Origin of the sequence: Acinetobacter sp. TUM15064 (assembly GCF_008980265.1) — a bacterium.
In the GTDB taxonomy this organism is placed as follows: domain Bacteria; phylum Pseudomonadota; class Gammaproteobacteria; order Pseudomonadales; family Moraxellaceae; genus Acinetobacter.
In genome coordinates, this window is record NZ_BKFU01000040.1 from 1 (window position 1) to 25,551 (window position 25,551).

Consider the following 25,551-nt stretch of genomic DNA (forward strand, 5'->3'; position numbering starts at 1 on the left):
ACATAGCGCTGTTGGAAATGATGGTTTACTTCTGAGTGGCATTCCACTGAGTGTCACAGATGCAGGAGGGGTAACCACAACAGGTAGTCTGGTTGTACAAGTGATTGATGATGTTCCGACTGCTGTGGCAGATACTGGTAGCCTTAGTGAAGGTGGTGTGCTGAGCGTACTTGCTGCTGACGGTGTATTAAAAAATGATACTGCTGGCGCAGATGGTTGGGTGAATACTGGTGCAGTGGTTGGTGTGGTATCGGGTGATACTGCAACGAACAGCGCTGGTGGCGTTGGAGGCAGGATAGATGGCCAATATGGCTATATCACTTTAAATGCCGATGGCAGTTATACCTATGTATCAACCGCTGATGCAGTAACAGCTGATGCACAGGATGTATTTACTTATACGGTACGTGATGCGGATGGTGATTTAACTCATTCAACGCTTACGATTAATGTGGCAAATGTCAATCTAACACCAGCCCCAATTAGCAAGACTGTCAATGAAAGTGGTCTTGCGGGTGGTTCAACTGCGGGTACTGGTCATACCGTAACAGATACAGTGAACCTACCATCCGAGGTCAAAGCAGTACCCGTTACTAATGGTTCGACTCAATATGGGACGTTCAGCATTGATGAAGATGGTCGCTACACATACACACTGACTAAACCATCAAATGGCGATAATGTTGAGGATACGTTTAGCTATACAACTAAGGATGCTCAGGGCAATAGTACAACGAATACCGTAACGATTACGATTATAGATGACGCACCTGTTGCGAAGCCTGACACGAATAGCATTACAGAAGACAGCGTACCTAATCCAGTCAGTGGCAACGTACTGACAGGAGGCGTATCTAGTGGAGATACAGCTGATACCCAAGGCGCAGACAAAGCTAACGTCAGTGGAGTACAGGCTGGAACAGTTGCGTCAGGTGAACACGTAGCAAATGGCGCATTGAATACAGCAGTGAATGGAAAATACGGAACATTAATTCTCCATGCTGACGGTAGTTACACCTACCAATTAAATAATAACAATACGGATGTAAATGCCCTTAAAGATAACCAAAGCCTCCAAGACGTATTTAGTTACACCATTACCGATGGAGATGGAGATAAATCGACAGCGACCATTACCATCACCATTAACGGACATACCGATGGCGCACCTAACGTGGTTATCACTGATCATAATGGATCAGCGCTTGGTGCGAACAGCATTGCCGAAAATGCAACGACCCCAGTACAAGGCGAGTTTACCGTCAACGCAGCAGATGGACTGAAATCTATCACGATTGGTGTCACGACCATTCTGACCAGCGAACTCTTGGGTCTATCCCCGACCACACCAAAAACAATCATAGGTACACAAGGAACACTGACCCTTACCGACTATGATCCAGTAACAGGCAAAGTCAGTTATAGCTACCAACAAAGTGGCACCAGCAAAAACCACAGCGGTGGTGATAGCAGCGTAAGTGATAGTTTCCCAATTATAGTGACAGACAATGCCGATGAAAGCTCAGTAGCGACTGATCTGGTCATTCTCATTACAGATACTGCCCCAGAAGCGAAAGCTGACACAGGCACAGTGACAGAAGACGGTACAGCACTTGAAGGAAACGTGATCACAGGTGGTAGTAGCAATAGTGCAGATGTTGCTGACCGTTTAGGTGTAGATGCAACACAAGTGACAGGAGTCAGCAAAGGAAGCTCAACAACAGAACAAACAGATAATGTTGGTGGAACAGGACTTGCAGGTGACTACGGCACACTGATACTCAATAGCGATGGTAGTTACAGCTATACCGTTGACCCAAATAACGCAACCGTGAATGCATTAAAAGATGGAGGCAAGCTCACAGAAACATTTAGCTACACCATTAAAGATGCAGATGGGGACTGGAGTACCACGACATTAACCATCACCATTAACGGACATACCGATGGCCTACCAAGCATTACACCGAACGATCAGAACGGTAGCAGTGTTGGTGGTCAGATTACAGTGTATGAAAGTGGTCTAAGTACAGGTAGCAACGCAAGTGCAGCGAGCGAATCTGCCAGTGGAACGATTCAGATCAATGCAGGAGATGGCTTAAGCAGTATTAACATAGGCGGACAGACCTTTAGCCTTTCACAATTACAATCACTGAGTAGCAGCAACCCATCGGCAGCGATCAACGTCGTTGGTGGAACCATCGTTCTAAATGGTTTTACGGCAAATAGCAGTGTAGGTGGTATCCCAACTTCAGGTAGTTTGAGTTATACCTATACTTTGAACAACGCCCAGACACATAGCGCTGTTGGAAATGATGGTTTACTTCTGAGTGGCATTCCACTGAGTGTCACAGATGCAGGAGGGGTAACCACAACAGGTAGTCTGGTTGTACAAGTGATTGATGATGTTCCGACTGCTGTGAATGATAGCAATAGCATTCCTGTAGGTAGTTTGGCAGTAGTTACTGGTAATGTGGTCAGTACTGACACGAAAGGTGCAGATGGCGCACGAGTAACTACAGTAAAAGCAGATACTGCTAATGGGTTAGATGTCACGATTGATCCAGTTGGTAACTATCCGGTTGTTGGTAAATATGGCACATTAACGATCCATTCTGATGGTAGTTATAGTTATGCACGTAATGCAGGTTCAGCTGGTGGTGTAAGTGACGTATTTACTTATACTTTAACGGATGGCGATAAAGACACATCAACAGCACAATTGACAATCAACATTGCTGATGCAACCCCGACCAGTACAATACCAACGGCTGGTGGTGCAACAACGACAGTCTATGAATCTGGTTTAAATGATGGTACAGAAGCTTCAACCAATAAAGAAACCACCAGTGGCACAATTAGCTTTACCTCTCCAGACGGTCTGGCAGCCAGTGATGCCATTAAGCTGGGTGGACATACTTTAACTACCACGAATCAGAGCTTTTCAGATGGTCTAACTGCGCGTTATGAATACAATGCAGCAACTGGAACGGGGACGATTTATTATAGTTATACCTTGCCTGCAAAAACGAGTGGCGATAATACAACAGCTACTTTCGCTGTTGAAATCAAGGATGCTGATGGAGATAGTGCAACAGCAGGGAATTTGGTCATCAATATTGTTGATGATGCACCAATCACCGTAGCGGATACAGGAAGTGTTACAGAAGGCGCGCTTTTGACCAAAGATGCAGCCAGTGGTGTACTTTCTAGCGACCAGTCAGGTGCAGATGGTTGGGCTATAGGTGGCGGTGTGGTCGGTGTTGCTAAAGGCAATACAGCTACAACTTCGAGTACTGGAGTAGGAACAAGCATCACAGGTGATTATGGTACGCTTACATTAAATGCCAATGGTAGTTATAGCTATAAAGCGGATCCAAACAAAATAACAGCCAATGCACAGGATGTATTTACTTATACAGTGCGTGATGCTGATGGTGACTTAAAAACATCTACCCTTACCATTAATGTGCAGGACGTTACAGCCAATCCATTAACTACAGTGGGTAGCGTACGTGAGGATGGGATCGATGCCAATGGTACTCAGCCTGCGGGAACAGATGCGAGTAGTTCTAGCAATATTATTAATGGTGATTTGAATCTACAGACGGGTTGGAAAGCACAAGCAGAAACAGGCACTACAGCAAATGGAACGTATACCGTCAATTCAGATGGTACTTATAGCTTTACTTTAACTTCAGCAACCAAAGATTTAGCAGGCAATGAAACCAATAGCTTCACTTACACTGCTGTAGACCAATATGGTAATACGGTCACCAATACCGTAACCATTAGCATTGTTGACGATAAACCTAAAATCAGTGAGAACAATGCAAAAGTTGGTCGTGTAACTGTTGATGAAACTAATTTTGTCTTAGGTTCTGTTTCTGCAACAGATGCTAATTTTGTCAAAGATGTATTCACCCCTGTGTATGGTGCGGATGGTAAAGCTACAAGTAATGCGTTGATTTATACACTTAACATTAGTTCCAAAGGTGTGGATAGCGGATTAGATACCACCAGTGGCCAAAATGTCTTGCTGTATAAAGTAGGTAATCAGATTGAAGGACGTGCGGGTAGTGAATCAGGCGATGTGGTATTTCGTATCTCCATTGCTCCGACCACGGGTGCTGTTACCTTAACTCAATCAAAAGCACTTAAACATCCCGTGGGCGGTTCTTCTTATGATGAAAGTCTTTCTATCAGCAATGCAGGTTTAATTACCCTAACTGCAACTGCTACAGATGGTGATGGTGATGCGGTCACCAGTGATCCTGTTGCGGTAGGTGATCGTTTTATCTTTAAGGATGATGGGCCATCAATTGGTTCTGCGCCAGCAGTAACTTCTGTAGATGAAAAAGGTCTAGCGACAGGAAGTGAACCAAACACATCGTTACTCACCGCAGAAGGCAATTTGAGTGTGAGTTATGGTCAGGACGGTTCAGGTAATGGCGGTGGTTTAAGCTTTGCTGCAAATCAAACTGCTTTAAAGGCAGTGCTAGATAGTACAGGTAATAGCGGTATAAGCTTTAGTATTAATGCGGCAGGTAACGTACTGACAGCCACGCGTGGCGGCGGCGGCAGTGATGTGTTCAAAGTCACTTTGGATACGACTCCAGGCAAATATACCTTTGAACTATTGGGTTCATTAAACCATCCAAGTCATACTACACCATTGAATCTGAATTTTGACTTTATTGCCAAAGATGGTGATGGCGATACGGCATCTGGTAGTTTCGTTGTTCAAGTGATTGATGATGCACCAAAAACTGAGATTGTGATCACGATGGATGAGGATCATAGTTATGGTCCGTTCACCACCTCAGCTGATTCACGACTTGAGAATATTACCATTCAGGATGCGAATGGTAATACCATTGCTGGAACAGATAACGGTAATGGAAGCAAAAGTTTCAGTGTTGCACATGGCACTGTGACTGTAGATGAGGCTGGTCGAATTACTTATAAACCTGCCGATAACTATAGTAACTATGATGGAAGCTCTTCGACCAGTCCCGATACATTTAAAGTACTAGTTACTGATGACAGTGGGCAAACCACAACAACCAATGTGACTGTAAATGTAAATCCAGTCGCAGATGCACCAAATTTAGCCGGAACAACGGGTGTGGGTGGTAATGTAACACTAGCAAATGTGACTACGAATGAAGATACGGCTGTTATATTGGGTCTGAAAGCACCACGTGTAATCGATGCTATTGATCAAAATGGCAATACAACAACGGGTGATAGCCCAGAACGTCTAGGCGTGATTAGCTTAAGCGGTATTCCTGCTGGCGCAGCGCTCTTATCTGGTACTGATGCTACATTATTCACATCGAATGGCGGCAATATCTCCATTTGGTTAAGCGATGTTAATCATCCGACTGATGAAAACAAACCAGCAAATGCTTTGGAGATGACGTCTGCTGAGTTTGAAGCATTAAAGGTTTTACCACCTGCGGAAAGTCATGCCAATTTTACCGTAACGGTAAGTGTAACCAGTTATGAAGTTGACGATAACGGTGCTAAAGTTTCTGGTGTTAACGGTGCAACCAGTACTGCAACAGTCGTGGTCAATGTTCAGGCGGTTACGGACGGTATCGATCTGAAAATTTCAGATGGCAATAGTTTTGTTGATACAAGCAGTGCAGCACCTGTGGTTCAAACCATTGCGGAAGATACTGCACTTAATTTGACTAATTTGTTGCAAGTGACATTGGCGACTGATGACGATGGAAATTCGAATGCCGACACCGATGGTAGTGAGCAACGCTGGATGACCATTACGGGGCTACCAGAAGGTACAACCTTAACTGTAGGTGGACAGCCTCACACCATTACTGCAACAGAATCGTCGAATGGCTATCGAATAGACATTCCAAATAATTACAATGGCACTTCACCAAGCTTACCATCGATTACAGTGACACCACCAAAAGACTTTAGTGGTGACATTAACAATATCCAGATCAAGCTACATGCGCAGGACCAAGATAGTGATGGGCCGACTACTGGAGATGAAATTACTGACAGTGTTTATTTAAATCTACATGTTACGCCAGTAGCAGGTGATGTCGCAGCAGGTGATGTTTCTACCAATGAAGACACAGCAGTTGCTTTCCTGCAAAATGTAAGAGTGACGGATACGACTACTGGTACAGAAGTCATTACACAAGTCGCATTTGAAATTCCGGCAGGTTGGGTCGTGACTGAACCAACCAATAAGGAAGGATGGAGTAGGATTGGAGATGGTTCGAGCAGCTCTCCATATACCATCACTTTTAACAGCAATGTGACTGAAGCAGACCGTGAAGCTATATTGGATGGTTTCACAATTTTGCCGCCAGCACACAGTAGTCAAGATGCAACCTTCATTCAAGTAAGTGTAACATCAACTGATACCAATGGTTTGGATACAGATACCCAGACTAAAACTTTGCCAATAAAAGTCACTGTAAATCCTGTTGCTGAAATCGTGGGTAATCTTCCTGGTTCAGGTGATTCTGATAAAGATGGTACAGCTGACCTGACCATGACAGGTGGTCACATTTACACGACAGCAGGTGCAGAAGACACATGGTATACACTGGGTACTGAGAGTGGATTTAACCTTGCCAATGGCTGGAAGAATCAGGACGCAGATGAACTGACTTATGCACATTTAACGCCTGAGTTAGTTTCAGGGGATAGCTATGCGACAGTCATCGGATCACAATTCAAATGGACAGTTTCTGGTGTTGACTATACTGCAACTTATACAGGCACACCAATTGATGTACCTGTTAGTGCATTGTCAACATTACAGTTCTTGGCTCCTGAAAATGTATCGGGTACCTTTAAAATCAAAGTTGAAGCTTATACAGTAGACTATGATGATGACAATGAAGGGACGGGTACACCAGCGACAGCAGTATCAGGTGAAGCTTGGTTAGAAAATATTATCATCAAACCTGTTGCTGATGGTATTAATACCTTGTCATTAAATGGTCGTGCGATTGGTTTGGAAGATACGCCAATCCCACTGTCTATTACGCCAAGAAGTTCTGATCCATCAGAAACCTTTAATATCACCATTTCAGATATTCCTGCTGGTGCAAAAATTATCTATGGCGGCGTAGAACAAACGATTACTAACGGTTCAGTCACGATCTCTAACTTTAGTACATCTACGCCACTGACGATTACTCCACCTTTTAACAGCAATGTAAACTTTACCTTACGTGTTACTGCGACGGCGACGGATGGTGACGTCACATCTGCTCCATCTAGTACGCTCTCTATACCTGTTACAGTTTATGGTGTAGCAGATACACCGACAGTTACCTTAAAAGATTATGACAGTACTCAGTCTGGTGTACAGTCTTATACAACCACTGAAGCTATTCTGGATGGTACTGCCCAGCATAAAGTGTCACTCTCTAATTTGATTGAAAATGTTTCATCGATTGATAATACAGATGGCTCAGAAAGCTTTACCCTTCGTATTACAGGCTTAGCCAAAGATTTCAATCTGGGTGGACCAGCCACTGTTTTGGTCACTGGCACAGGTGAAGAACGTGTCTGGGTGATTAAACCAACAGATTTAAATCATGTATTTATCACAGTACCAGAGAATTACAGTGGCAATGTGAATTTCAGAGTTGCAGGCGTTTCTACTGAAAATGATGGTGATTCCAAAACTGGTGCATTAACTGATGTTAATTTCACAGTGACACCTTCTGCCGAAGCAGAAGCAACGACCAGTGCGACACTGGTTGAAGATGAAATTACGACCCTGAATTTTGGCATTGTTCATGTAAATGGTGACAATGACGAAACTTTGGGACATGTTTGGATTGCACAGGATCAGGCGGCAGGAGCAAACTATACTTTATATCTAGTTAAAGGCACATCGGTTGTTCTTTTAAGTAATGCAGGCTTACCAACTGAAATGATTGATGGGAAGACTTACTATAAACTGACTGCTGAACGAGCTCAAACCCTTGCAGCTAAAGGTGGTGATCAGCTTGATGGTGATCAGGGCTTCTTCACTTATAAATATGAAGTGACCGATAATCATTATGGTTCGGTGCAAACCGCACCAGCGGACACGGTGGTTAAAGAGGGACAATTAAAATTAACGGCGAGTGCAGTTACCGATGCTGTTAAGTTATCTGTTACTGATATTTCTGGAATAAGCAATACCACTTCATCAGAGCAACATGCAAATGATGATGCTACTCCAGACACCGCAACACTGACTGCAACGGATACTGTGACCGTTAATCTGAACGTCGCTTCGATTGACCATGATGGCAGTGAACGCGTGGTTCGTATCTTGATCGAAAATGTGCCAGAGGGTGTAACTGTACAAGGTGCAAATGTTCAACAGATAGGTGCTGGTACATGGGTACTGGTCTATCAGGCAAATAATAATGCACCTTCAATCAAAGCACCGGGTGGTATTGATGTACCAGTCACTTTCAAGATTGGTTCCGACGCGGGTGGCTTAAAAGACCATCCGATTAAGATAACTGTACAGACACAAGATCTAGGGTCTGATTTGACTGCTATAACAGACATCAAATCTGATTCAGTGACATGGTATCTAAATACAAATTTTGCTGAGGCTCCAGGCAGTAAAGCACCGCTTATTGACCAATGGCAATATAATGGTGCATCTGCTACGGAAGATACACCATTTAAATTAAGCGATGTGGTAGATCAAGCCATTACCATTCAGCATAATTCGGCAAGCAACTTGTTTACTGTCACCTTGAAAGATTTACCAGCAGGTACAATCGTCAATGGTATGGTACAAACCATGATCGATACAAATAATGATGGTAACCCTGATACCCCAGTATGGACAGCAAGTGTTACGGTAGATCCGAATACCACTGATGCCCAAGCCGAAGAGGCTTTGCAAAAACTGTTAGAGAGTATTCTGATCACGCCACCAGCAGACTGGAATAATAATGGTCAATCTGGACAGTTCCATTTCGATGCGACACTTACGACTTCGGTCTTGGGTGGCGCTACCAAAGAGGCAACGATTCAAGACATGACGATTCCAATCGCTCCTGTGACGGATAATCCGATATTCACCATGTCTGGAGATAGTATGGTGGGTGAGGGTGAGACAGCAATCACAAGTTCTATTACACTCGACCCTGCCGATGGAAGTTATGGTAAGGTTGTCGATGGTAAAATGTATGTGCAAGTCAATGCTGCTGATACAACCGATGCCATGGAAGGTGGTCAGCTATACATCACGGGTAGTACAACACCACTTGTTCCACAAAGTGTAGATATTGATGGTGATGGTACACCTGATGGTGAGTTCTACGTCATTGGCATTGGTGAAAATGGCGGAACAGTAGACTTAACGTATACCATGCCAAATGGTGAGAAAACTGTACCAGGTAAGGTATCATTTACTGCTTATGCAAACGTACAAGAAAAAGATGCAGATGTTAAAGCAGTCAGTGTCACGGGTTCTGTGGAAGTTCAACGGATCAATAATGGTGTAAATGTTGTTGTTTCACAAGACTTTATGGGTGATGAGTCAGAACTGGCAACTCAAGCCAATGCAATTGAGCTGACTGGTGCAGGTGGACTAAGCGTGAGTTTGAACGATTCAGATGGTTCAGAGTCTTATGGTGCAATTTTGCTATCTAATGTTCCAAATGGCTTCTTGGTTTATGTCGGAAATGATGCGGCATCCGCAACGCTTGCAAGTAATGCAGGTGGTGATGGCACAACCAACACTTGGGTACTCTCAGAAAGTGGTGGACTACCAGCTTATGTTGCGATATTACCGCCGATACACTGGAGTGGTACTGTTGAAAACTTAAAGTTGGTTGTAACTTCTGGTGAAAGTAGCTTATCTCCTTTAACTGAAACCAAAGTCATTGGAGATTTGGTGGTTAATGCCGTAGCCAATGGCGTTGATATCAAACCGACTCAAACTTTCGGTAAAGAAAATGAGATTATTCCTCTTAACCTGAATGCATCGATGCATGATCCAAAAGTTTCAGAAGTTGCAAATGACAGCAGTACTGAAACTATGACCATTAAACTCACAGGTCTGGGTCAATATGCCTCTTTTTATATCGATGGTGTACAGATTTCATCTAGTCAAATTACAGTAAGTGGAACTGGATCAAGTACGACTTATACCATTACAGGTTTAACCCAAAGCAATATAGATAAGTTAGGCTTTAAACAGGCGAAAGCAGCTTTAACTGATCAGGATTCAGCGACTACAGGTACACAAATCGGGGTAGAAGCATGGACAGTTGAAAGTGGTGCTGTAAATAGTCCATCTGATCTTGTTTCTACGAACATTACTGTAAATATGACGGCCCAACAGGCTACACCAGGTAATGATACCTTGCTATATACAGCAAGTAGTATTAATGCTGGAGCAGGTACAGATACGATTCAGCTCCGTTCTGGTGAAACTGTATCAGGTGCTACTTTGGCAGAAAATCTGAAGAATGTTGAAGTGCTGGATTTGTCTGTAAATGGAGCAAATAATATCACTAGCCTGACAGCATCACATGTATTGACCATGACTGATGCGGCACATACCTTGAAGATCAATGGTACTGCTGAGGATACTGTTGGACTTGGTTCAGGCTGGACACAAAGTGCAACCAATAATGGTTATGTGACATACACCAGTACCGTATCGGGTACGGCTGTCACTTTGCTGGTGAGTGTTCATACCCAATCTGGAGTAAATCCATTATCAGCGAGAAGCTTCAGCGTAGCTGAAACCAGTTCGGATGATGTGATTGTGGCCAAAGCGGGTAACGATACCATTACGACGGGTCAGGGTCACGATACATTGATTTATAATGTGCTAGATGCGAGTGATGCCAAAGCGGGGCATGGTATTGATCATTGGACAGATTTCGGTTTTGGTTCTACCGCAACAGATAGCAATGCCGAAACGATTCAATTCTCATCAGAATTCTTTAATGATTTGCTTAGTGATAGTGATTTGACATCATCTCATCTTTCACAAGTCGAAAAATTCATTAAGGTTGACTATGATGCAGCAACTGAATCTGCAACCGTGAAAGTAGATCGTGATGGTGAAGCAAATGGTTCAAATTATCAGGATCTTTTGGTCTTAGAACATCAAACTTCGAATGTAACGCTTGCAGAGCTGTTAAATAATCATCAAATTACGATTGGCTAACTTATCGTGTTGATGAATAAAAGTTGCCCCATCCGTGGGGCAATTTTTATGCTAGATGTGAATAATTTCGCTAAATCATTTAATGGCAAAGTAAGCGTCCGCTGAACACACCTTATGAATTCATCCTATAAGCCTTAATTTAGTCCCCACTTAAAAACAAGTGGGGACTTAATCCATGAACATGGATATATATTCAGCAACACCTCCTACAAGGCCATCAATTACACGCTGAAGCGTTGGCCAGCTTTAAGCCGCTATCTGGATGATGGCAATCTACCTATTTGCAATAATTGGGTCGAGAATCAGATGCGTCCCTGGGCGTTGGGGCGCAAGAACTGGCTGTTTGCTGGCTCGCTGCGCAGTGGTCAGCGAGCGGCAAACATCATGACGTTAATCCAGTCAGCAAAGCTGAATGGGCTGGATCCGTATGCCTATTTAAGTGATGTGCTGAAAAGGCTGCCGACACATAAAGTGACCCAGATTAAAGAGTTACTGCCACATCGTTGGAAATCCAACTCAAATTAAAAAATAGGTATGGGATTCAGCGGACGCTTACACAAAATTCCAGTACAATGCTTGAGTTTTGATTTTCCTCATCATCATTATTATAGTCGTGAAACAATATCATGAATAAACGGGATGTATTAATAAAGACGAGTTTATGTTCACTTCTTAGCCTTTATATGCCTTTACTTTATGCAGCGTCTGGTCAGGAAATTGCAACTTCGTTAAAAGATAATTTACAAGGTGTATTTACCCCAAAATCGGATGATCATTTTAATAAAGTAGATCTTAAACAGCTCTCAAATTTTGATGTCGATACCTCAAAGTTTGATGAACTTCCTGTTATCGGTTCAACACATTCCAATACGGTCAATACTGCGGGATTGAGCTTGGTAAGCCCCACTTCAAGAACGCTTGATATTTCTGAGGCAGTGAAAATTGCGGTTCAGCGACATCCTGAAATTAGTCAAAATATTGCGAGTCTTGCTTCTCAAAATGCCAATATTGATGTGGCTAAAGCTGCATATTATCCTCAATTATCGGGTGGTATTTCGACTGGAGATATGACTTCTGGCGAACGCGGTCGGCAGTTATTAAGTCTTAATGCGACACAGATGGTCTATGATTTTGGTAAGGTCAAATCCAGTGTGGATATTCAAAAAGCCAGATTAGCATTGCAGCAGGCGCAAGTGCTGGTCAAGATTGATGAGGTTGCACTTGAGGTTGCAAGTGCAATCGTGAATCTAAAACGCTATGAGGAAGTCTGTCGCATTGCACAGCAGCAAGTAGATGGGATTGCACGTATTGCTGAGATTGCCAATTTGCGTGCAAATGCTGGCATTAGCAGTCAGGCAGATCCCGTGCAGGCGAAGTCGTATCTTGAAGCTTCCCAATCAAATTTAATTGCTCAACAAACACAATTAAGACTGTATCAACAAAAATTACGGACTTTACTGGGCTTTGATATCAGTCGGATCAACTGGAAAATACCTGAAAATGTAGTCACTGAATCAAAGATTTTTGAAGCACCTAAAATCAATACGATTCCTACGATTATGTCTGCTCAAGCAGAAGTAAATGTCGCAAAAGCACAGAAAACTCAGACAGATCTCAGTCGTTACCCTACTTTAAATTTAGTTGGAACGCTAAGTCAGGCACTGAATGGTGTCAATCCAAACAATAACAAGGATGACGGATTTGATAGTTCAATTAAATTTGAAGCAAGCAGTAACTTCTTTCAGGGTGGATCAGTGGGGGCGCAAAGTCGCGCTGCAAGTTATGCAGAAGAAGCTGCCAAAGCCAAAGTACAAAATAGTTATATGGATATTCTGGAACAGATTCGCATGACTGAGGAACAAGTCACAAATAAACAACGGCAGATGCAGGTTTTGGTTGCCAGACAATCAACCACCACCAGAACAAAAGAATTATATCAGGAGCAATATAAGCTTGGTACGCGGACAGTAGTGGACTTACTTAATGCTGAACAAGCCATTCATAGTGCAAATATGGAAATTGAAAATAATCGTTATGATATTTATGCAAATCTAGTCCAACTTATCTCGACTACAGGTCAATCACGAGATGTTTATCATCTTAATCGTCTATCCATTCAGGGGGTTGAGGTTCAGCCATGAGTACGATGAATTACCAGCCATATCTTCAGGCAATTTTATTGATTGCCAAACATTATCGTATCGAAACCTCTGAAGAACGTATCCGTTTGCAGATGGATTGGGCAGGGGCTAGTGCAGCAGATGAGGTCGTGAAAACGATTGCACGTCAGATTGGCTTAAGTGTACGTAAAAGTAAATTTTCAAAAGAGATGCTTAATCCATGGCGTTTACCAGTCATCGTGGTATTCAAGGATGGTCAAGTTGGTGTGGTTGATCAGGCAGATGTCGATCATAATGTCAGTATCCAGATGAGTGGTGATCAGGGGCTTGCGCAAAGTTTTGTTGCTTCTGACCTTCAACATGAAATTGAAAGTGTTTATATCCTGCGACCTGAAAAATCAGTTGCAGATGCGCGTATTGATGAATATATCAAACCTTATGAGAGTAGTTGGTTCTGGTCGATCGTGTTACGTGACTGGAAACGATATATCGATATTATGTTTGCATCATTAATTGCAAATATTCTGGCACTGGCAACCATTATATTTTCAATGCAAGTCTATGATCGAGTCGTGCCTTCTCAGTCAATTCCTACGTTATGGGTGTTGGCAGGTGGTGTATTGATTGCGGCAATTTTTGAATTTGTTTTACGTGTAGCGCGTATCTATTTATCAGATATTATTGGTAAACGAGCAGACTTGCGTATTTCAGATCGGGTTTTTGGTCATACGCTCAGAATTAAAAATAGTGAGCGTTCCAAATCAACAGGTACTTTTATTTCCCAAATTCGGGAGTTGGAAGGGGTGCGGGAGCTAGTCACCTCAACGACGATTAGCGCCATTGCCGACTTGCCATTTTTCTTTTTATTTTTGGTTATATTCTGGATCATTGGCGGCAATCTTTTCTGGGTCATGGTACTTGTTGTACCGCTTATGATTATTCCAGCCATATTGGCACAAAGACCACTGGCTAAACTTGCCAGAGAGGGAATGCGTGAGTCTTCGATTCGTAATGCAATATTGGTGGAATCAGTGCAAGGCATAGAGGACATTAAGCTGTTACGCGCTGAATCCAGATTCCAGAATCAATGGAATCATATGAATGAAATGTCTGCCGATATTAGTATGAAGCAGCGTAAAATAGTGGGCGTGATGACTGCATGGACGCAAAAAGTCCAAGGTCTGACTTATGCTCTTGTGGTACTTGTTGGCTGTTTTGCCGTGATTAGTGGAGAAATGACCACAGGTGCATTGGTTGCATGCTCAATTTTATCTTCACGAATGTTGGCACCAATTGCACAAATTACGGGTGTTTTGGGACGTTTACAGCAAGCCAAAGTCGCAAAAAGTAGTCTTGATGAGTTAATGAAAAAGCCAGTTGACCAACCTGATCGGGCGCATTTGATCCATCGCTCAGTATTGTTGGGTGATTATCAATTGAATGGCACTTTATTTAAATATAATCAAGATGATGCAAAACCCAATCTAGCGATTGCTCAACTAGCAATTCGGGCGGGAGAGAAAATTGCAATTTTAGGCCGAAATGGCGCGGGGAAATCCACATTATTGCAATTATTATCAGGCATGCAAATGCCGCAGCAAGGTAATATTTATCTTGATGGTCTTGATTTATCACTGATTGATCCTGCTGATATTCGTCGTGATACAGGGTTACTTAATCAGAGTGCGCATTTGTTTTATGGCACAATCAGGGAAAACCTAACTTTAGGCGCACCTTTAGCCTCAGATGATGACTTGATTCAGGCGCTCAAAATGACAGGAGCTTGGTCATTTGTACAAGATAAAAAAGAAGGTCTTGATCATCTTGTACTTGAGGGTGGCTTAGGTTTCTCTGGTGGACAACGGCAGGCTTTGTTGCTGTCACGCTTGCTTATTCGCCAACCTAATATTGTATTGTTAGATGAGCCAACAGCGTCGATTGATGATGTAGCAGAAAAACAATTTATTGATCATCTAATGAATTGGATGGGGCATCGGACTTTAATTGTTGCAACTCATCGGCGAGCTGTTTTGGCATTAGTTGATCGAATTATTGTCATGAATGAGGGGAAAATTGTGATGGATGGTCCACGCGATCAGATTTTGAGTCAATCAAATAATCAAACTCATCCATCCAGTGGGGCACAATAATGAATGAACAACCACAACAAACAAAACGTCCTGCTAAAGCTTCATTTCATGAACCACCTTTACCTAAATCGAGTATGGTCATCTGGATTATTGGCTTAGGACTTTTGGTGTTCTTTATATGGGCTGCTTTATTTAAATTGGAAGAAGTTTCTACAGGTACGGGTAAAGTTATTCCATCTTCTAAAGAGCAAATTATTCAGTCATTAGAGGGTGGTATTTTGACCAAACTCGATGTTAAAGAAGGTGATATTGTAGAAAAAGGCACCATATTGGCACAATTTGATCCGACTCGCTTTGCATCTAATGTAGGTGAATCGCAGTCTTTGCTCGTTTCTTCATTGGCCACTTCGGCACGTTTACGGGCAGAAGTAAATGGAACTGCATTACAATTTCCCGAGATAGTTCAAAAAGATTCGCAATTGGTTCGTGAAGAAACACAGTTGTATAATACACGACGGATAAATTTAGAAGAGTCAATATCAGATCTAACGACTTCTTTAACATTGGTACAGCAAGAGCTAAGAATGACTGAGCCGTTAGTTGCTAAAGGAGCTGCAAGTGAGGTAGAGGTTTTAAGGTTAAAACGTCAAGCTTCTGATTTACAAAAGCAAATTAATGATACACGTAGTCAGTATTATGTAAAAGCAAGGGAAGAATTATCCAAAGCCAATACCGACGTAGAAACACAACGGCAGATTGTGAAAGGAAAATCAGATACATTAAATCGTACAGTCTTTAGAGCGCCTGTTCGCGGTGTGGTAAAAGAAATCGATGTAATGACTTTAGGTGGCGTAATTCCTCCTAATGGCAAGATTATGACGATTGTGCCGTTAGATGAACAGCTTCTGATCGAAGCTAGAATTTCGCCAAGAGATATTGCCTTTATTCGTCCAAACCAACAAGCTTTAGTCAAAATTACAGCGTACGATTATGCGATATATGGCGGATTACATGGCAAAGTGACCGTGATATCTCCTGATACGATTCGAGATGAAGTTAAACAGGATCAATTTTACTATCGGGTTTATATTCGCACTGATTCAGATAAGCTGCGAAATAAACAGGGTAAGACTTTTGCGATTACGCCTGGAATGGTGGCGACAGTTGATATTCGCACTGGACAGAAAACAGTGCTGGACTATTTGATTAAGCCATTCAATAAAGCCAGAGAAGCGTTAAGAGAAAGATAAAGTCTTAAATTTTATGGATTTTGTAGTGATACAAAATCCTTTTTTTAATTTTAGATATCTCATTACCGCGCACGAACCACAAGCCGATAATACCCAATCAATAAAAAAATACCTGTCGCACAGCTCAAAAATATGAGTTTAGTTAAAACCAGATAAGTTTGAGTGTAAGCGTCCGCTGAACCCCATGCCTATTTTTTAATTTGAGTTGGATTTCCAGCGATGTGGCAGTAATTCTTCTATTTGGGTCGCTTTATGCGTCGGCAGCCTTTTCAGCACATCACTTAAATAGGCATACGGATCCAAGCCATTCAGCTTTGCTGACTGGATTAATGTCATGATATTGGCTGCTCGCTGACCGCTGCGCAGCGAACCTGCAAATAGCCAATTCTTACGTCCCAACGCCCAAGGTCGCATCTGGTTTTCCACCCAATTATTATCTATAGGTAGATTGCCATCATCCAGATAGCGGCTTAAAGCTGGCCAACGCTTCAGAGTGTAATTGATGGCCTTGGCGGTTGGAGAACTCGATGGCACAGTCAGTTGATGTTGGTTAAGCCATTCATACAGTTGTTGCATCACCGGTTGACTATGCTGTTGTCGGTATTCGCGGCGCTGTTCTGCCGTACCATCGGTCTTTTTCCTGAGTTCTGCTTCTATCGCATACAGTTTCTGAATCAGCACCAATGCCTGTTCAGCGACCTGACTTTTCCCGGTCACATGCAGTTCATGGAATTTACGACGTGCATGGGCCATGCAGCCCACCTCAATGACCTGACCTGATTTAAAGCGTGCTTTATAACCACTGTAATCATCACAGACTAGATTGCCCTGCCAGCCATTCAGGAACTCTGCAGCATGCTGGCCTGAACGACTATCCTGAAAGGGCACTGTTGCAAATAGGCTGACATGATAAGCTAAATATCTTATTTATTTCGAGATACAGCAGATGAATCCCTTCACTGTCAACGGCAATTTAAAACTGACCCCTTTTACCTTAAAAACAGCAAAGTAAAATTGACCCCTTTGATGATTTATTAAGACTCAATTTGTGGTTGAATTCCTACTCTCTTTTTATCCTTCAAACGATAACTCTCACCCGATATCTGTACCACATGACAGTGATGTAATAGCCGATCTAACATCGCAGCGGTCAACGTAACATCATCCGCAAATGACTTAGACCATTGGCTAAAGGGTAAGTTACTCGTCAATATCGTACTGCCTTTTTCATAACGCTTGGCAATCACGTTAAAGAACAGATTCGCTTCTTCACGTCCAAACGGTAAATAACCAATTTCATCGATAATCAGTAACTTTGGTCCCAGTACCGCACGTTGCATATAGGTTTTCAATTTACCTTGCTGATAGGCTGTACTCAGTTGCAGCATTAAATCCGCTGCGGTAATGAACTTGATCTTAATGTTGTTCATGATGGCCTTATAGCCTAATGCCATAGATAAATGCGTTTTTCCTACTCCGCTAGCCCCGAGAAACACCACATTTTCTGCTCTAGCAATAAAGCTCAGATTGAACAGTTCAATCACCTGTGATTTAGGGGCCCCTAGGGCATAATTAAAATCATAGTCTTCCAGGGTTTTGACTTGAGGCAGGCCTGAGAGTTTCATCAGTACCTGCTGGCTACGCTGTTGCCTGGCAGCATATTCATGCGTCAAGATCGCTTCAACAAAGTCGGCATAACTTCTATCCTGACCTAATGTTTGTTGTGCATGATGTGACCATTGTGATGCGATGGCAGGCAGATTAAGCTTTTGGCAAAGTTGCTCTATACGGTCGTATTGCAGATTCATCAGGAAACTCCCAGCAACTGGTCATATACCGATAAGGGATGCTGCAAACTCTCGTAGGGCATGACATGCTCTGCTGCTGCAACAGGTACAGTGCCAGAACCTGTATCTGATTGCGGTAATGGCGTAAATTTTTGCTGCTCTTGTTGCAGTCGAACAGCCGGTTTTTCTTGCGTAGTGGCATGAATCCGCTGATTGGCGGTTTCATGCAGCCACCGGCCAATGTGGGCATTGGCGACATCAACATCTAACAGTAAACCCGAAGTCTTCAGGCTTGCTTTCAATGGCACAATAAAGCTTGATTTGAGGTATCCATTAAAGCGTTCAACTTTGCCTTTGGTCTGTGCACGGTAGGGCTTACATACGCGGGGACGAAAGCTGTATTTCTTGGCGCAGTCGAGCAGTTTGGGATTCCATTTATGCTGCCCCTCCTGATAGGCATCCCGTTCAATCATGATCGTTTTAGCGTTATCAAACAGGATTTCCTGAGGTACTCCTGCAAAGAACTGAAATGCATTTTCCAGACCATCGATCCATGCATCCGTACGTTCATGATCATAAAATTTCACGAAAGTCGCTCTGGAATACCCTAATGTTGCGACAAAGGCTTTCAAAGTCGTGTTGTTGCGTCGAATTGTGGTGAAATCCACCTGCATTTGTTGGCCAGGTTGGGTTTCAAAACGAATGACTGGCTCCAGTTTGGCAACTGGTTTTAATGTTGCAAGATATTCCCTCAAGATCCTGATCTTTCCTGGATATCCCAACCCTAAAATTTCCTGGTAGAGCACAACGGCAGGAATCCATTCAGGATGTGCTGCATTTACACGATGGAGTAAATAGGGTTTATATGGATCAAGAATACTTGTTCTAGGTTGTGTACGCCGATACTGAGGTGTTTCCTTCTGCCGTAAATATTTACGCACGGTATTTCGGGACACCCCCAGTTCACGAGTAATAGCTTTAATAGATTTACCCTGTTGATGAAGAATTTGGATTGTCACTGCTTGCTCCAAAGTTAACATGTTGAGCAGTCCAAAATGACCGCTATATTAACCAAGGGGGTCAGTTTTTAAATGCCATTAGGGGGTCATTTTTACACTGCCGCTAACAGATTATCATCTTAAAGAAACAGAATGGCGTTGGATGAGGGAGCCTAATGAGCTAGCAACAGAGTTGTGGGACCTCATTAGGTAAAACTAAGTGCAAATCTGCTAGTCTAGAGCCATATTTATTAGCGATTGCGATTGGAAGTGTGGTGACTGGTGTAGCTTATGCCGTGATAAAACAACGGTTAAAATAAAGCCCTTCATAGAAGCTTTGTGAAAGTTATTCAGTGCAATAAATGAATATTATGCTCAATCCTATTTTGGATCAGTTGGAGAGTCTCACTTGAATTTGTCCAGGTAATAGATCATGAGCGATATTGCTGAATAGGATTGCAACCTTACAAATCGAGCCAATGTTCACCCCATCCATTGTAGTAAACATTAAGTTTTTTTGAGCATGGATTTATTTTCTTCTGATACGTTGGCGAGCCCTACTGTTCTGAAATGACAGCTTTGTCCGTTATAATTGTATAAACATTTTGGTGTCTGGTAATTATGTCCTTATTGATCAATTTTCTATCTCGCTTTAGTACTGCAACTCTTCAGCGCAGTCTGAGCTATGCTAAACACATTGATAGGGAAACAATTGAGTTCTTTGAGGAAAATGATGATGTCACGATGTATGCTCAAATTGAAGGGACAGATTATTACGATACCGCGATTACCTATAATCTTAAAAAAGACCGTTTAATCGATGATGACTGCACTTGTCCAGTTGGATATAACTGTAAACATGCTGCTGCTTTAGCGCGGTTATTCTTTCAAGAATATCGTCAGGAATTTCAACAGCGTTATGCTGAATCTCAATCTCCGCAGGGAATCGCAAAACGCCGATGGGGGGATGATCAGGCGCAGCGCTGGTTGAATGATTTTAAACGGTATTTACAACAGACTGAACCAGAGCAATCTGTCAAAACAAACAATTATTTAATTTACCTGCTAGATCAGTCGATCAGCTTAAAGAAATTGACAGTTGATGTTCAGAAGGCCAGACGCAATAAGAACGGCTCAATTGCAGGGGAAAGTTATTATACCCAATATGAAAATATCACCAGAAAGCATCTGACTTTACCTGAACAAAAACGACAATTATTTAACCAGATTTATTATTACGCCAAAATAAACAGCGACGAACGCTTTTATCAAAGCAATCTTGATATCTCAAGCATTTTATTGGAGCATTTCAAATCTTTTATTCAAAGTGGCGATGTGTACTGGAAAAAAAAGAGCCATACTGCACTTCAATGGTCAGAACAAGGCTATCACATCGAACTGATCTGGCAACAAGGTTTAAACAAACAGACAGAGCATTTAAACATTGAATTGGTCAATGGTGATATTCGGCTCGATTTAAAATCAAATCCTCATATTCAGATTCTCGCGAGCCATCCACCATGTTATGTGGATATTCAACAGAACACGGTGGGCCAGTTATATGGTGAATATACGGCAAATCTTCTGTACCATTTTTTACAGATGCCTGATCTTCCAGCTAAGCTCTTGCCAGAGTTTGAGAAACTGACTCATCAATATTCAGACGTGAAAAATCTGCCTCAGCCCGAGTCTATTCAGCATATTGATGTCCTTGAGGGAAGTCCCCAGCCAATTTTACGCTTCGGTGTTTTAAATAAATTTGATTGGAAATGGGAAGAGTCTGTTTGTGCCGAAATTGAATTCTCCTATGCAGGTGGGCGAATTAAAGCAGGTACATCAGGTGACAGTTTTATTGATGAACAGCATGGCAAAATGGTGCGACAGCTTCGGGACTTAGTTCAGGAACAACAGTCAATCCAGCGTTTACAGCTATTGGTCGAATCACTGAAGTGGGTGAAAGATCTTAGTTATGACCATCAATTAAAACTGGATAAACAACGTCTTGATTCTATGGTTTTTGCTTTCTATGGAGACTGGATCAAACAGCTGATGCCCATCAATCAAATTGAGTTGATGGGCTGGCAGATAGAGCATCTGGAAAACAGCCCCTTTAATCTGCAATATGTTGAAAATTTAAATATTTCTATCACTGAATCTGAAGGCCAGCAGGACTGGTTCAATATCGGGGCGACGGTTCAAGACAGTGCAGGCAATTCTTATAATTTGCTTGATGCGCTCGTAGCTTTGGTGCGAGTAAATCCTGATTTACTTGATCCGCGGACGTTTATTCATCTGCATGACAGTCAAATTTTCACCGTGAAAACTGCAGTTGATCAACCTGATTTGGCTCTATCCGCTAGGGATATTAAGCCGGTATTGTTGCATCTGCAGAGCATTTTACAGCAAGAAGAGCGCAGTATTGATCGCTATGATGCGAGTCAATTATTAGAATTGCAGCATAATCTTGGGATGACATGGCAGGTCAGTGATCGCCTGCAGCAATTTGTACAGAAATTCAAACAAGGCTATCAGCAACAACTGCCGACACCACAAGGTTTTCAGGGGGAGTTGCGTCCATACCAGCAGCAGGGCTTAGGCTGGTTACAGTTTTTAAGGGAAACCCAGCATGGCGGGATTCTGGCAGATGATATGGGCTTGGGGAAAACAGCACAAACTTTAGCCCATTTACTCATGGAAAAGCAGGCTGGATATTTGCAGGACAGTCCCGCCTTAATTGTTGCACCCACATCGCTGATGCATAACTGGTTCAAAGAAGCGGAGAAATTTACCCCTCAGCTGAAGGTATTGCTGCTACAGGGGCCCGACCGCCATCAGAATTTTGAGCAGATTCCGCACTATGATATTGTGTTAACCACCTATCCGCTTCTAGCGAGAGATGAAGAACAATTAAAGCAATATGAATATCATCAACTCATTTTAGATGAGGCGCAGAATATTAAAAATCCGCGTGCCAAAGCTGCACAGGTAGTACGGCAATTAAAAGCACGACATCGTTTGTGTCTAACAGGTACCCCGATGGAAAATCATTTGGGTGAACTGTGGGCACTATTTTATTTCCTGATGCCAGGATTTTTATATTCACAAGAAATTTTTAATAAAAAGTACCGTCATCCGATTGAAAAACGCGGTGATCAGCAGTTAAGGCAAAAGCTGGTCAACCGGATTAAGCCCTTCATTTTACGTCGCTTGAAAACTGACGTAGCCAAAGAATTGCCAGAAAAAACCACGATTGAAGTCAATATTGATATGAATGACCAGCAATCCAAGTTATATGAGGCTGTTCGCGCCACGATGCAGGAAAATATTCAGAAAATTGTGGCAGAAAAAGGCTTTAAACGTAGTCAAATTCAAATTTTAGATGCCTTACTGAAGCTACGTCAGGTGTGCTGCCATCCTAGCTTACTAAAGCTGGATTCAGTGAAAATTGGGCAGGCAAACTCTGCCAAACTTGAACAGTTGATGGATATGGTCGTTCCAATGGTGGAGGAGGGGCGAAAAATTCTTATCTTCTCTCAGTTTACCTCAATGTTGGAACTGATTGAGCAACACCTCCATCACGCAGAAATTGGCTATGTGAAGCTGACTGGAAAGACCAAAAAGCGAGATGAAGTCATTACAGCATTTCAGTCTGGACAAGTGCCGATATTTTTAATCAGTCTGAAAGCAGGAGGGGTCGGTCTGAACCTAACTGCCGCAGATACGGTCATTCACTATGATCCATGGTGGAACCCTGCTGCTGAAGATCAAGCTTCAGATCGTGCATGGCGGATTGGACAGGACAAGCCAGTATTTGTGTATAAGCTGATTACCAATAAAAGCATAGAAGAAAAAATTCTTGCCTTACAGCAAAATAAAGCAGAACTGGCACAGTCTATTCTAAGTACCGATCATGAGGGCGAAGCGAAACTGACGGAAAATGACGTGATGAACTTGTTTGAGAAATTTTAGTTTGGTGAACTGTACCGGGTTTGTCGGAGACTTTTTTATTTAAGTTAGGCCACCTAGCTTAACGGGTTAGTCTTATCATAGTAGACCAATAAATAATCTCTTAGATAGGCTGTCTGATGTTTTTAAAATGCCATAACGCCCGGAGCTTTCTTTCCAAATTCGTTTAATTTATTCAGCATGATGCAAATCATGTAGATCTCGCTTTGTTTGATGTTCCCTTGCGAAGCGAAGCTTCCCATCAACTAGATCTAGGGGTAATACCCCCATTTTTAATTAAATTAATAGGTAGAAGCTGCGATCGGTACAATCTTACAATTCGCCTCAACGCCATATAGGTCTTTATTGTTATGGATGAAATCCAGCATTATTTGTGTGGGCGTTCGAGCTCCACCTGGGCGAAAAAAGTGGCTGCTTTACGGAGAATTTCATTCGCACGTTGCACTTCTTTATTTTCACGTTCGGGCTGTTTAATACGTTCTTGATATGGAAGTTGCTGTACTTTAATTGAATTTTGTTGATCTAAATATTTTTGATACCAAACTCGTAAAGTTTCAGGAGTGCAACCAATTTTAGGCACAATCGCAGCCCAATTCGATGGATAATCTTTTTCAAATTCAATCAATAATTGAACCGCTCTATCTCTGATTTCAGGGGTATATTTAGGTTTTTTCATCGGATCACTACGCTTCGCTACGTCTTGCGAAGCAATGCGTCTCATCTCAGAAAGTTTGGTCTCCGACAAACCCGGTACGGTTCAGGATGGAGTACTTCTAGTATTGATATGAGACAGCCTTTAGAGGCTACTTTAAATACCTCAAGGCTTATTCATTTGAGAGCTACATTATAGAATAAGCTCTTCATAGAAGCTTTGTAAAAGCTATTTAGTGCAATAAATTGATATTATGCTCAATCCTATTTTGGATCATTTGGATAGTCTCTGCTTGAATTTGTCCAGGTAATAGATCATGAGCGATATTGCTGAATCGGATTGCAACCTTACAAATCGAACTAATAATTTCATCGACTTCTTGGGCAGAAAGTTCCGCTTCCTGAGTACCAAGTTTTACAAGAGCTTGTCGAGGAATATCCAGTGCCTCACCCATGATATCCATTTGATGATATCCACCTGGCCCTTCACAGAAAGTAACATCATAGGCAGGGGAGAGTTTCCATTGCCCATTTTGGGACATCAGAAATGAAAAGTTTTTGCAATGATCATCTCGATTATTGAAGACTACATTGAAAACAGCTCGCTTGAATGCAATTGCTTTTTCGCGAACATCATTGGTGCAAAAGTGTGCAGCGCGAAGAAAGTTACTGTAGTCTAAACTCCCTGGTGATTTAAAATCAGCTCCGGTGAAGGCCGCTAAACTTTGCATAGGGATACGCATGCCATCGTGGCGGTCAAATCTCTTTGATGCAAATGCGGTTAATCCATTCGGAAGAGTAAAATATTGAGTGTCAGGGGTATCAATATGACAATGACGCAAACATTCTGCATAAACAGCTTCAATTGCACAAACTTCAGGATGCTCTTGCTGAGCGGGAAATTTGATCAGCCAAGCTTCATGTTGATGTGAGCTAACTGTTGAGAATTCGTTGGTGACAGGATCACGATAGATGAGCGCTTTTGGCCTTGCACCTTGTGGAGATCCACCCATAATTAATAAATGCTGTAAAAATTCTGCACCTTCTCCTTTGAGAACTTCCTGAACTTCTTGAGCGAGTTTAATCAGTGGGATATTTTCAGTTAATGCGAACTCAGGTGCTGAAGGTTCAAAGGATAATGCTCCCATCGCATGTGTATTAATATACGTGAGTCTTTCTAATGGCCCAATCCGTGCAGGATTGAATCCATTTTTTTTAAATAAGCGATCCATAAGAAGCATGCCCCAACCATCGGGCAAGGCATCATATATAGGGCCTGGCAATCCCATTTGATGTGTAGGAAAGTTCGTTCTTAATGGGTCACCTTTTAATGGAAGTAGGTAAGAGGAAAGTTCTAAACCTTTACTGATCGCTTCTGGACTGTATTCAAAGGCGATTAATGGCCGCCCTGTGATTGCGGTTGAGGAGACCAGTGTACCCCAAAGCCAATATTCACCCCATCCATTGTAGTAAACATTAAGTTTTTTGAGCATGG

8 protein-coding genes, 6 pseudogenes and 1 other annotated feature are annotated in these 25,551 nt (G+C 42.4%); of the genes and pseudogenes, 7 read left to right on the top strand and 7 right to left on the bottom strand.

Going from position 1 to position 25,551, the window contains the following annotated elements:
- Positions 1-88: 88 nt before the first annotated feature.
- Positions 89-4,726: pseudogene (locus GBI16_RS19120) on the top strand (VCBS domain-containing protein); the annotation flags it as partial.
- A 3,468-nt stretch (positions 4,727-8,194) separates the two neighbouring features.
- Here the strand turns inward: GBI16_RS19120 and GBI16_RS19125 are convergent.
- The gene (locus GBI16_RS19125) at positions 8,195-8,293 is read right to left on the bottom strand and encodes a hypothetical protein (protein WP_353505325.1); all 99 of its coding nucleotides are present in this window, start codon (positions 8,291-8,293) and stop codon (positions 8,195-8,197) included.
- A gap of 3,111 nt (positions 8,294-11,404) precedes the next feature.
- Here GBI16_RS19125 and GBI16_RS12090 point away from each other — a divergent pair.
- The 4 genes and pseudogenes from GBI16_RS12090 to GBI16_RS12105 all read left to right on the top strand — a co-directional run.
- Positions 11,405-11,719 (top strand): annotated as a pseudogene (locus GBI16_RS12090) (transposase); the annotation flags it as partial.
- Positions 11,720-11,820: 101 nt separating this feature from the next.
- Entirely contained in the window at positions 11,821-13,335 is a 1,515-nt protein-coding gene (locus GBI16_RS12095; RefSeq protein WP_004835512.1) for a TolC family protein, read from the top strand.
- On the top strand, positions 13,332-15,464 hold the full coding sequence (locus GBI16_RS12100; RefSeq protein WP_000106054.1) for a type I secretion system permease/ATPase: 2,133 nt from the start codon (positions 13,332-13,334) through the stop codon (positions 15,462-15,464). Before GBI16_RS12095 ends, GBI16_RS12100 begins: the two co-directional genes overlap by 4 nt.
- A complete protein-coding gene (locus GBI16_RS12105) occupies positions 15,464-16,654 on the top strand; it encodes an HlyD family efflux transporter periplasmic adaptor subunit (protein WP_005001541.1) in 1,191 nt (396 codons plus the stop codon). Before GBI16_RS12100 ends, GBI16_RS12105 begins: the two co-directional genes overlap by 1 nt.
- A 195-nt stretch (positions 16,655-16,849) precedes the next feature.
- On the opposite strand, the pseudogene tnpC reads toward GBI16_RS12105, so the two are convergent.
- From tnpC to istA, 3 genes and pseudogenes are all read right to left on the bottom strand, one after another.
- A pseudogene (gene tnpC, locus GBI16_RS12110) lies at positions 16,850-17,536 on the bottom strand (IS66 family transposase); the annotation flags it as partial.
- A 152-nt stretch (positions 17,537-17,688) separates the two neighbouring features.
- Positions 17,689-18,462 carry an IS21-like element ISAba8 family helper ATPase IstB gene (gene istB / locus GBI16_RS12115; RefSeq protein WP_005001544.1) on the bottom strand — a complete coding sequence of 258 codons (774 nt, stop codon included), beginning with the start codon at positions 18,460-18,462 and terminating at the stop codon, positions 17,689-17,691.
- The gene (istA, locus tag GBI16_RS12120; protein WP_005001546.1) at positions 18,462-19,481 is read right to left on the bottom strand and encodes an IS21 family transposase; all 1,020 of its coding nucleotides are present in this window, start codon (positions 19,479-19,481) and stop codon (positions 18,462-18,464) included. Before istA ends, istB begins: the two co-directional genes overlap by 1 nt.
- A gap of 88 nt (positions 19,482-19,569) precedes the next feature.
- On the opposite strand from istA, the pseudogene GBI16_RS12125 reads away from it, so the two are divergent.
- Positions 19,570-19,653: pseudogene (locus tag GBI16_RS12125) on the top strand (IS1595 family transposase); the annotation flags it as partial.
- Positions 19,654-19,789: 136 nt separating this feature from the next.
- On the opposite strand, the pseudogene GBI16_RS19130 reads toward GBI16_RS12125, so the two are convergent.
- A pseudogene (locus GBI16_RS19130) lies at positions 19,790-19,920 on the bottom strand (serine/threonine-protein kinase HipA); the annotation flags it as partial.
- 140 nt (positions 19,921-20,060) lie between these two features.
- Between GBI16_RS19130 and GBI16_RS12130 the strand changes: the two are divergent.
- Positions 20,061-23,408, top strand: a complete 3,348-nt coding sequence (locus GBI16_RS12130; protein WP_151707158.1) for a DEAD/DEAH box helicase — start codon at positions 20,061-20,063, stop codon at positions 23,406-23,408.
- Between the two features lie 87 nt (positions 23,409-23,495).
- On the opposite strand, the pseudogene GBI16_RS12135 reads toward GBI16_RS12130, so the two are convergent.
- A pseudogene (locus tag GBI16_RS12135) lies at positions 23,496-24,081 on the bottom strand (transposase); the annotation flags it as partial.
- Positions 23,699-23,815 (bottom strand) — a sequence feature (AL1L pseudoknot). (Overlaps the previous pseudogene by 117 nt.)
- Positions 24,082-24,289: 208 nt before the next feature.
- Entirely contained in the window at positions 24,290-25,549 is a 1,260-nt protein-coding gene (locus GBI16_RS12140; RefSeq protein WP_005001567.1) for a type II toxin-antitoxin system HipA family toxin, read from the bottom strand.
- Positions 25,550-25,551: the final 2 nt, after the last annotated feature.

Coding starts and splice junctions, on each gene's coding strand:
- GBI16_RS12100 (WP_000106054.1), top strand. CDS start 13,332: ATGAGTACGATGAATTACCAGCCATATCTTCAGGCAATTTTATTGATT.
- GBI16_RS12095 (WP_004835512.1), top strand. CDS start 11,821: ATGAATAAACGGGATGTATTAATAAAGACGAGTTTATGTTCACTTCTT.
- GBI16_RS19125 (WP_353505325.1), bottom strand. CDS start 8,293: ATGGTCAATCGAAGCGACGTTCAGATTAACGGTCACAGTATCCGTTGC.
- istA (WP_005001546.1), bottom strand. CDS start 19,481: ATGTTAACTTTGGAGCAAGCAGTGACAATCCAAATTCTTCATCAACAG.
- GBI16_RS12105 (WP_005001541.1), top strand. CDS start 15,464: ATGAATGAACAACCACAACAAACAAAACGTCCTGCTAAAGCTTCATTT.
- GBI16_RS12140 (WP_005001567.1), bottom strand. CDS start 25,549: ATGCTCAAAAAACTTAATGTTTACTACAATGGATGGGGTGAATATTGG.
- GBI16_RS12130 (WP_151707158.1), top strand. CDS start 20,061: ATGTCCTTATTGATCAATTTTCTATCTCGCTTTAGTACTGCAACTCTT.
- istB (WP_005001544.1), bottom strand. CDS start 18,462: ATGAATCTGCAATACGACCGTATAGAGCAACTTTGCCAAAAGCTTAAT.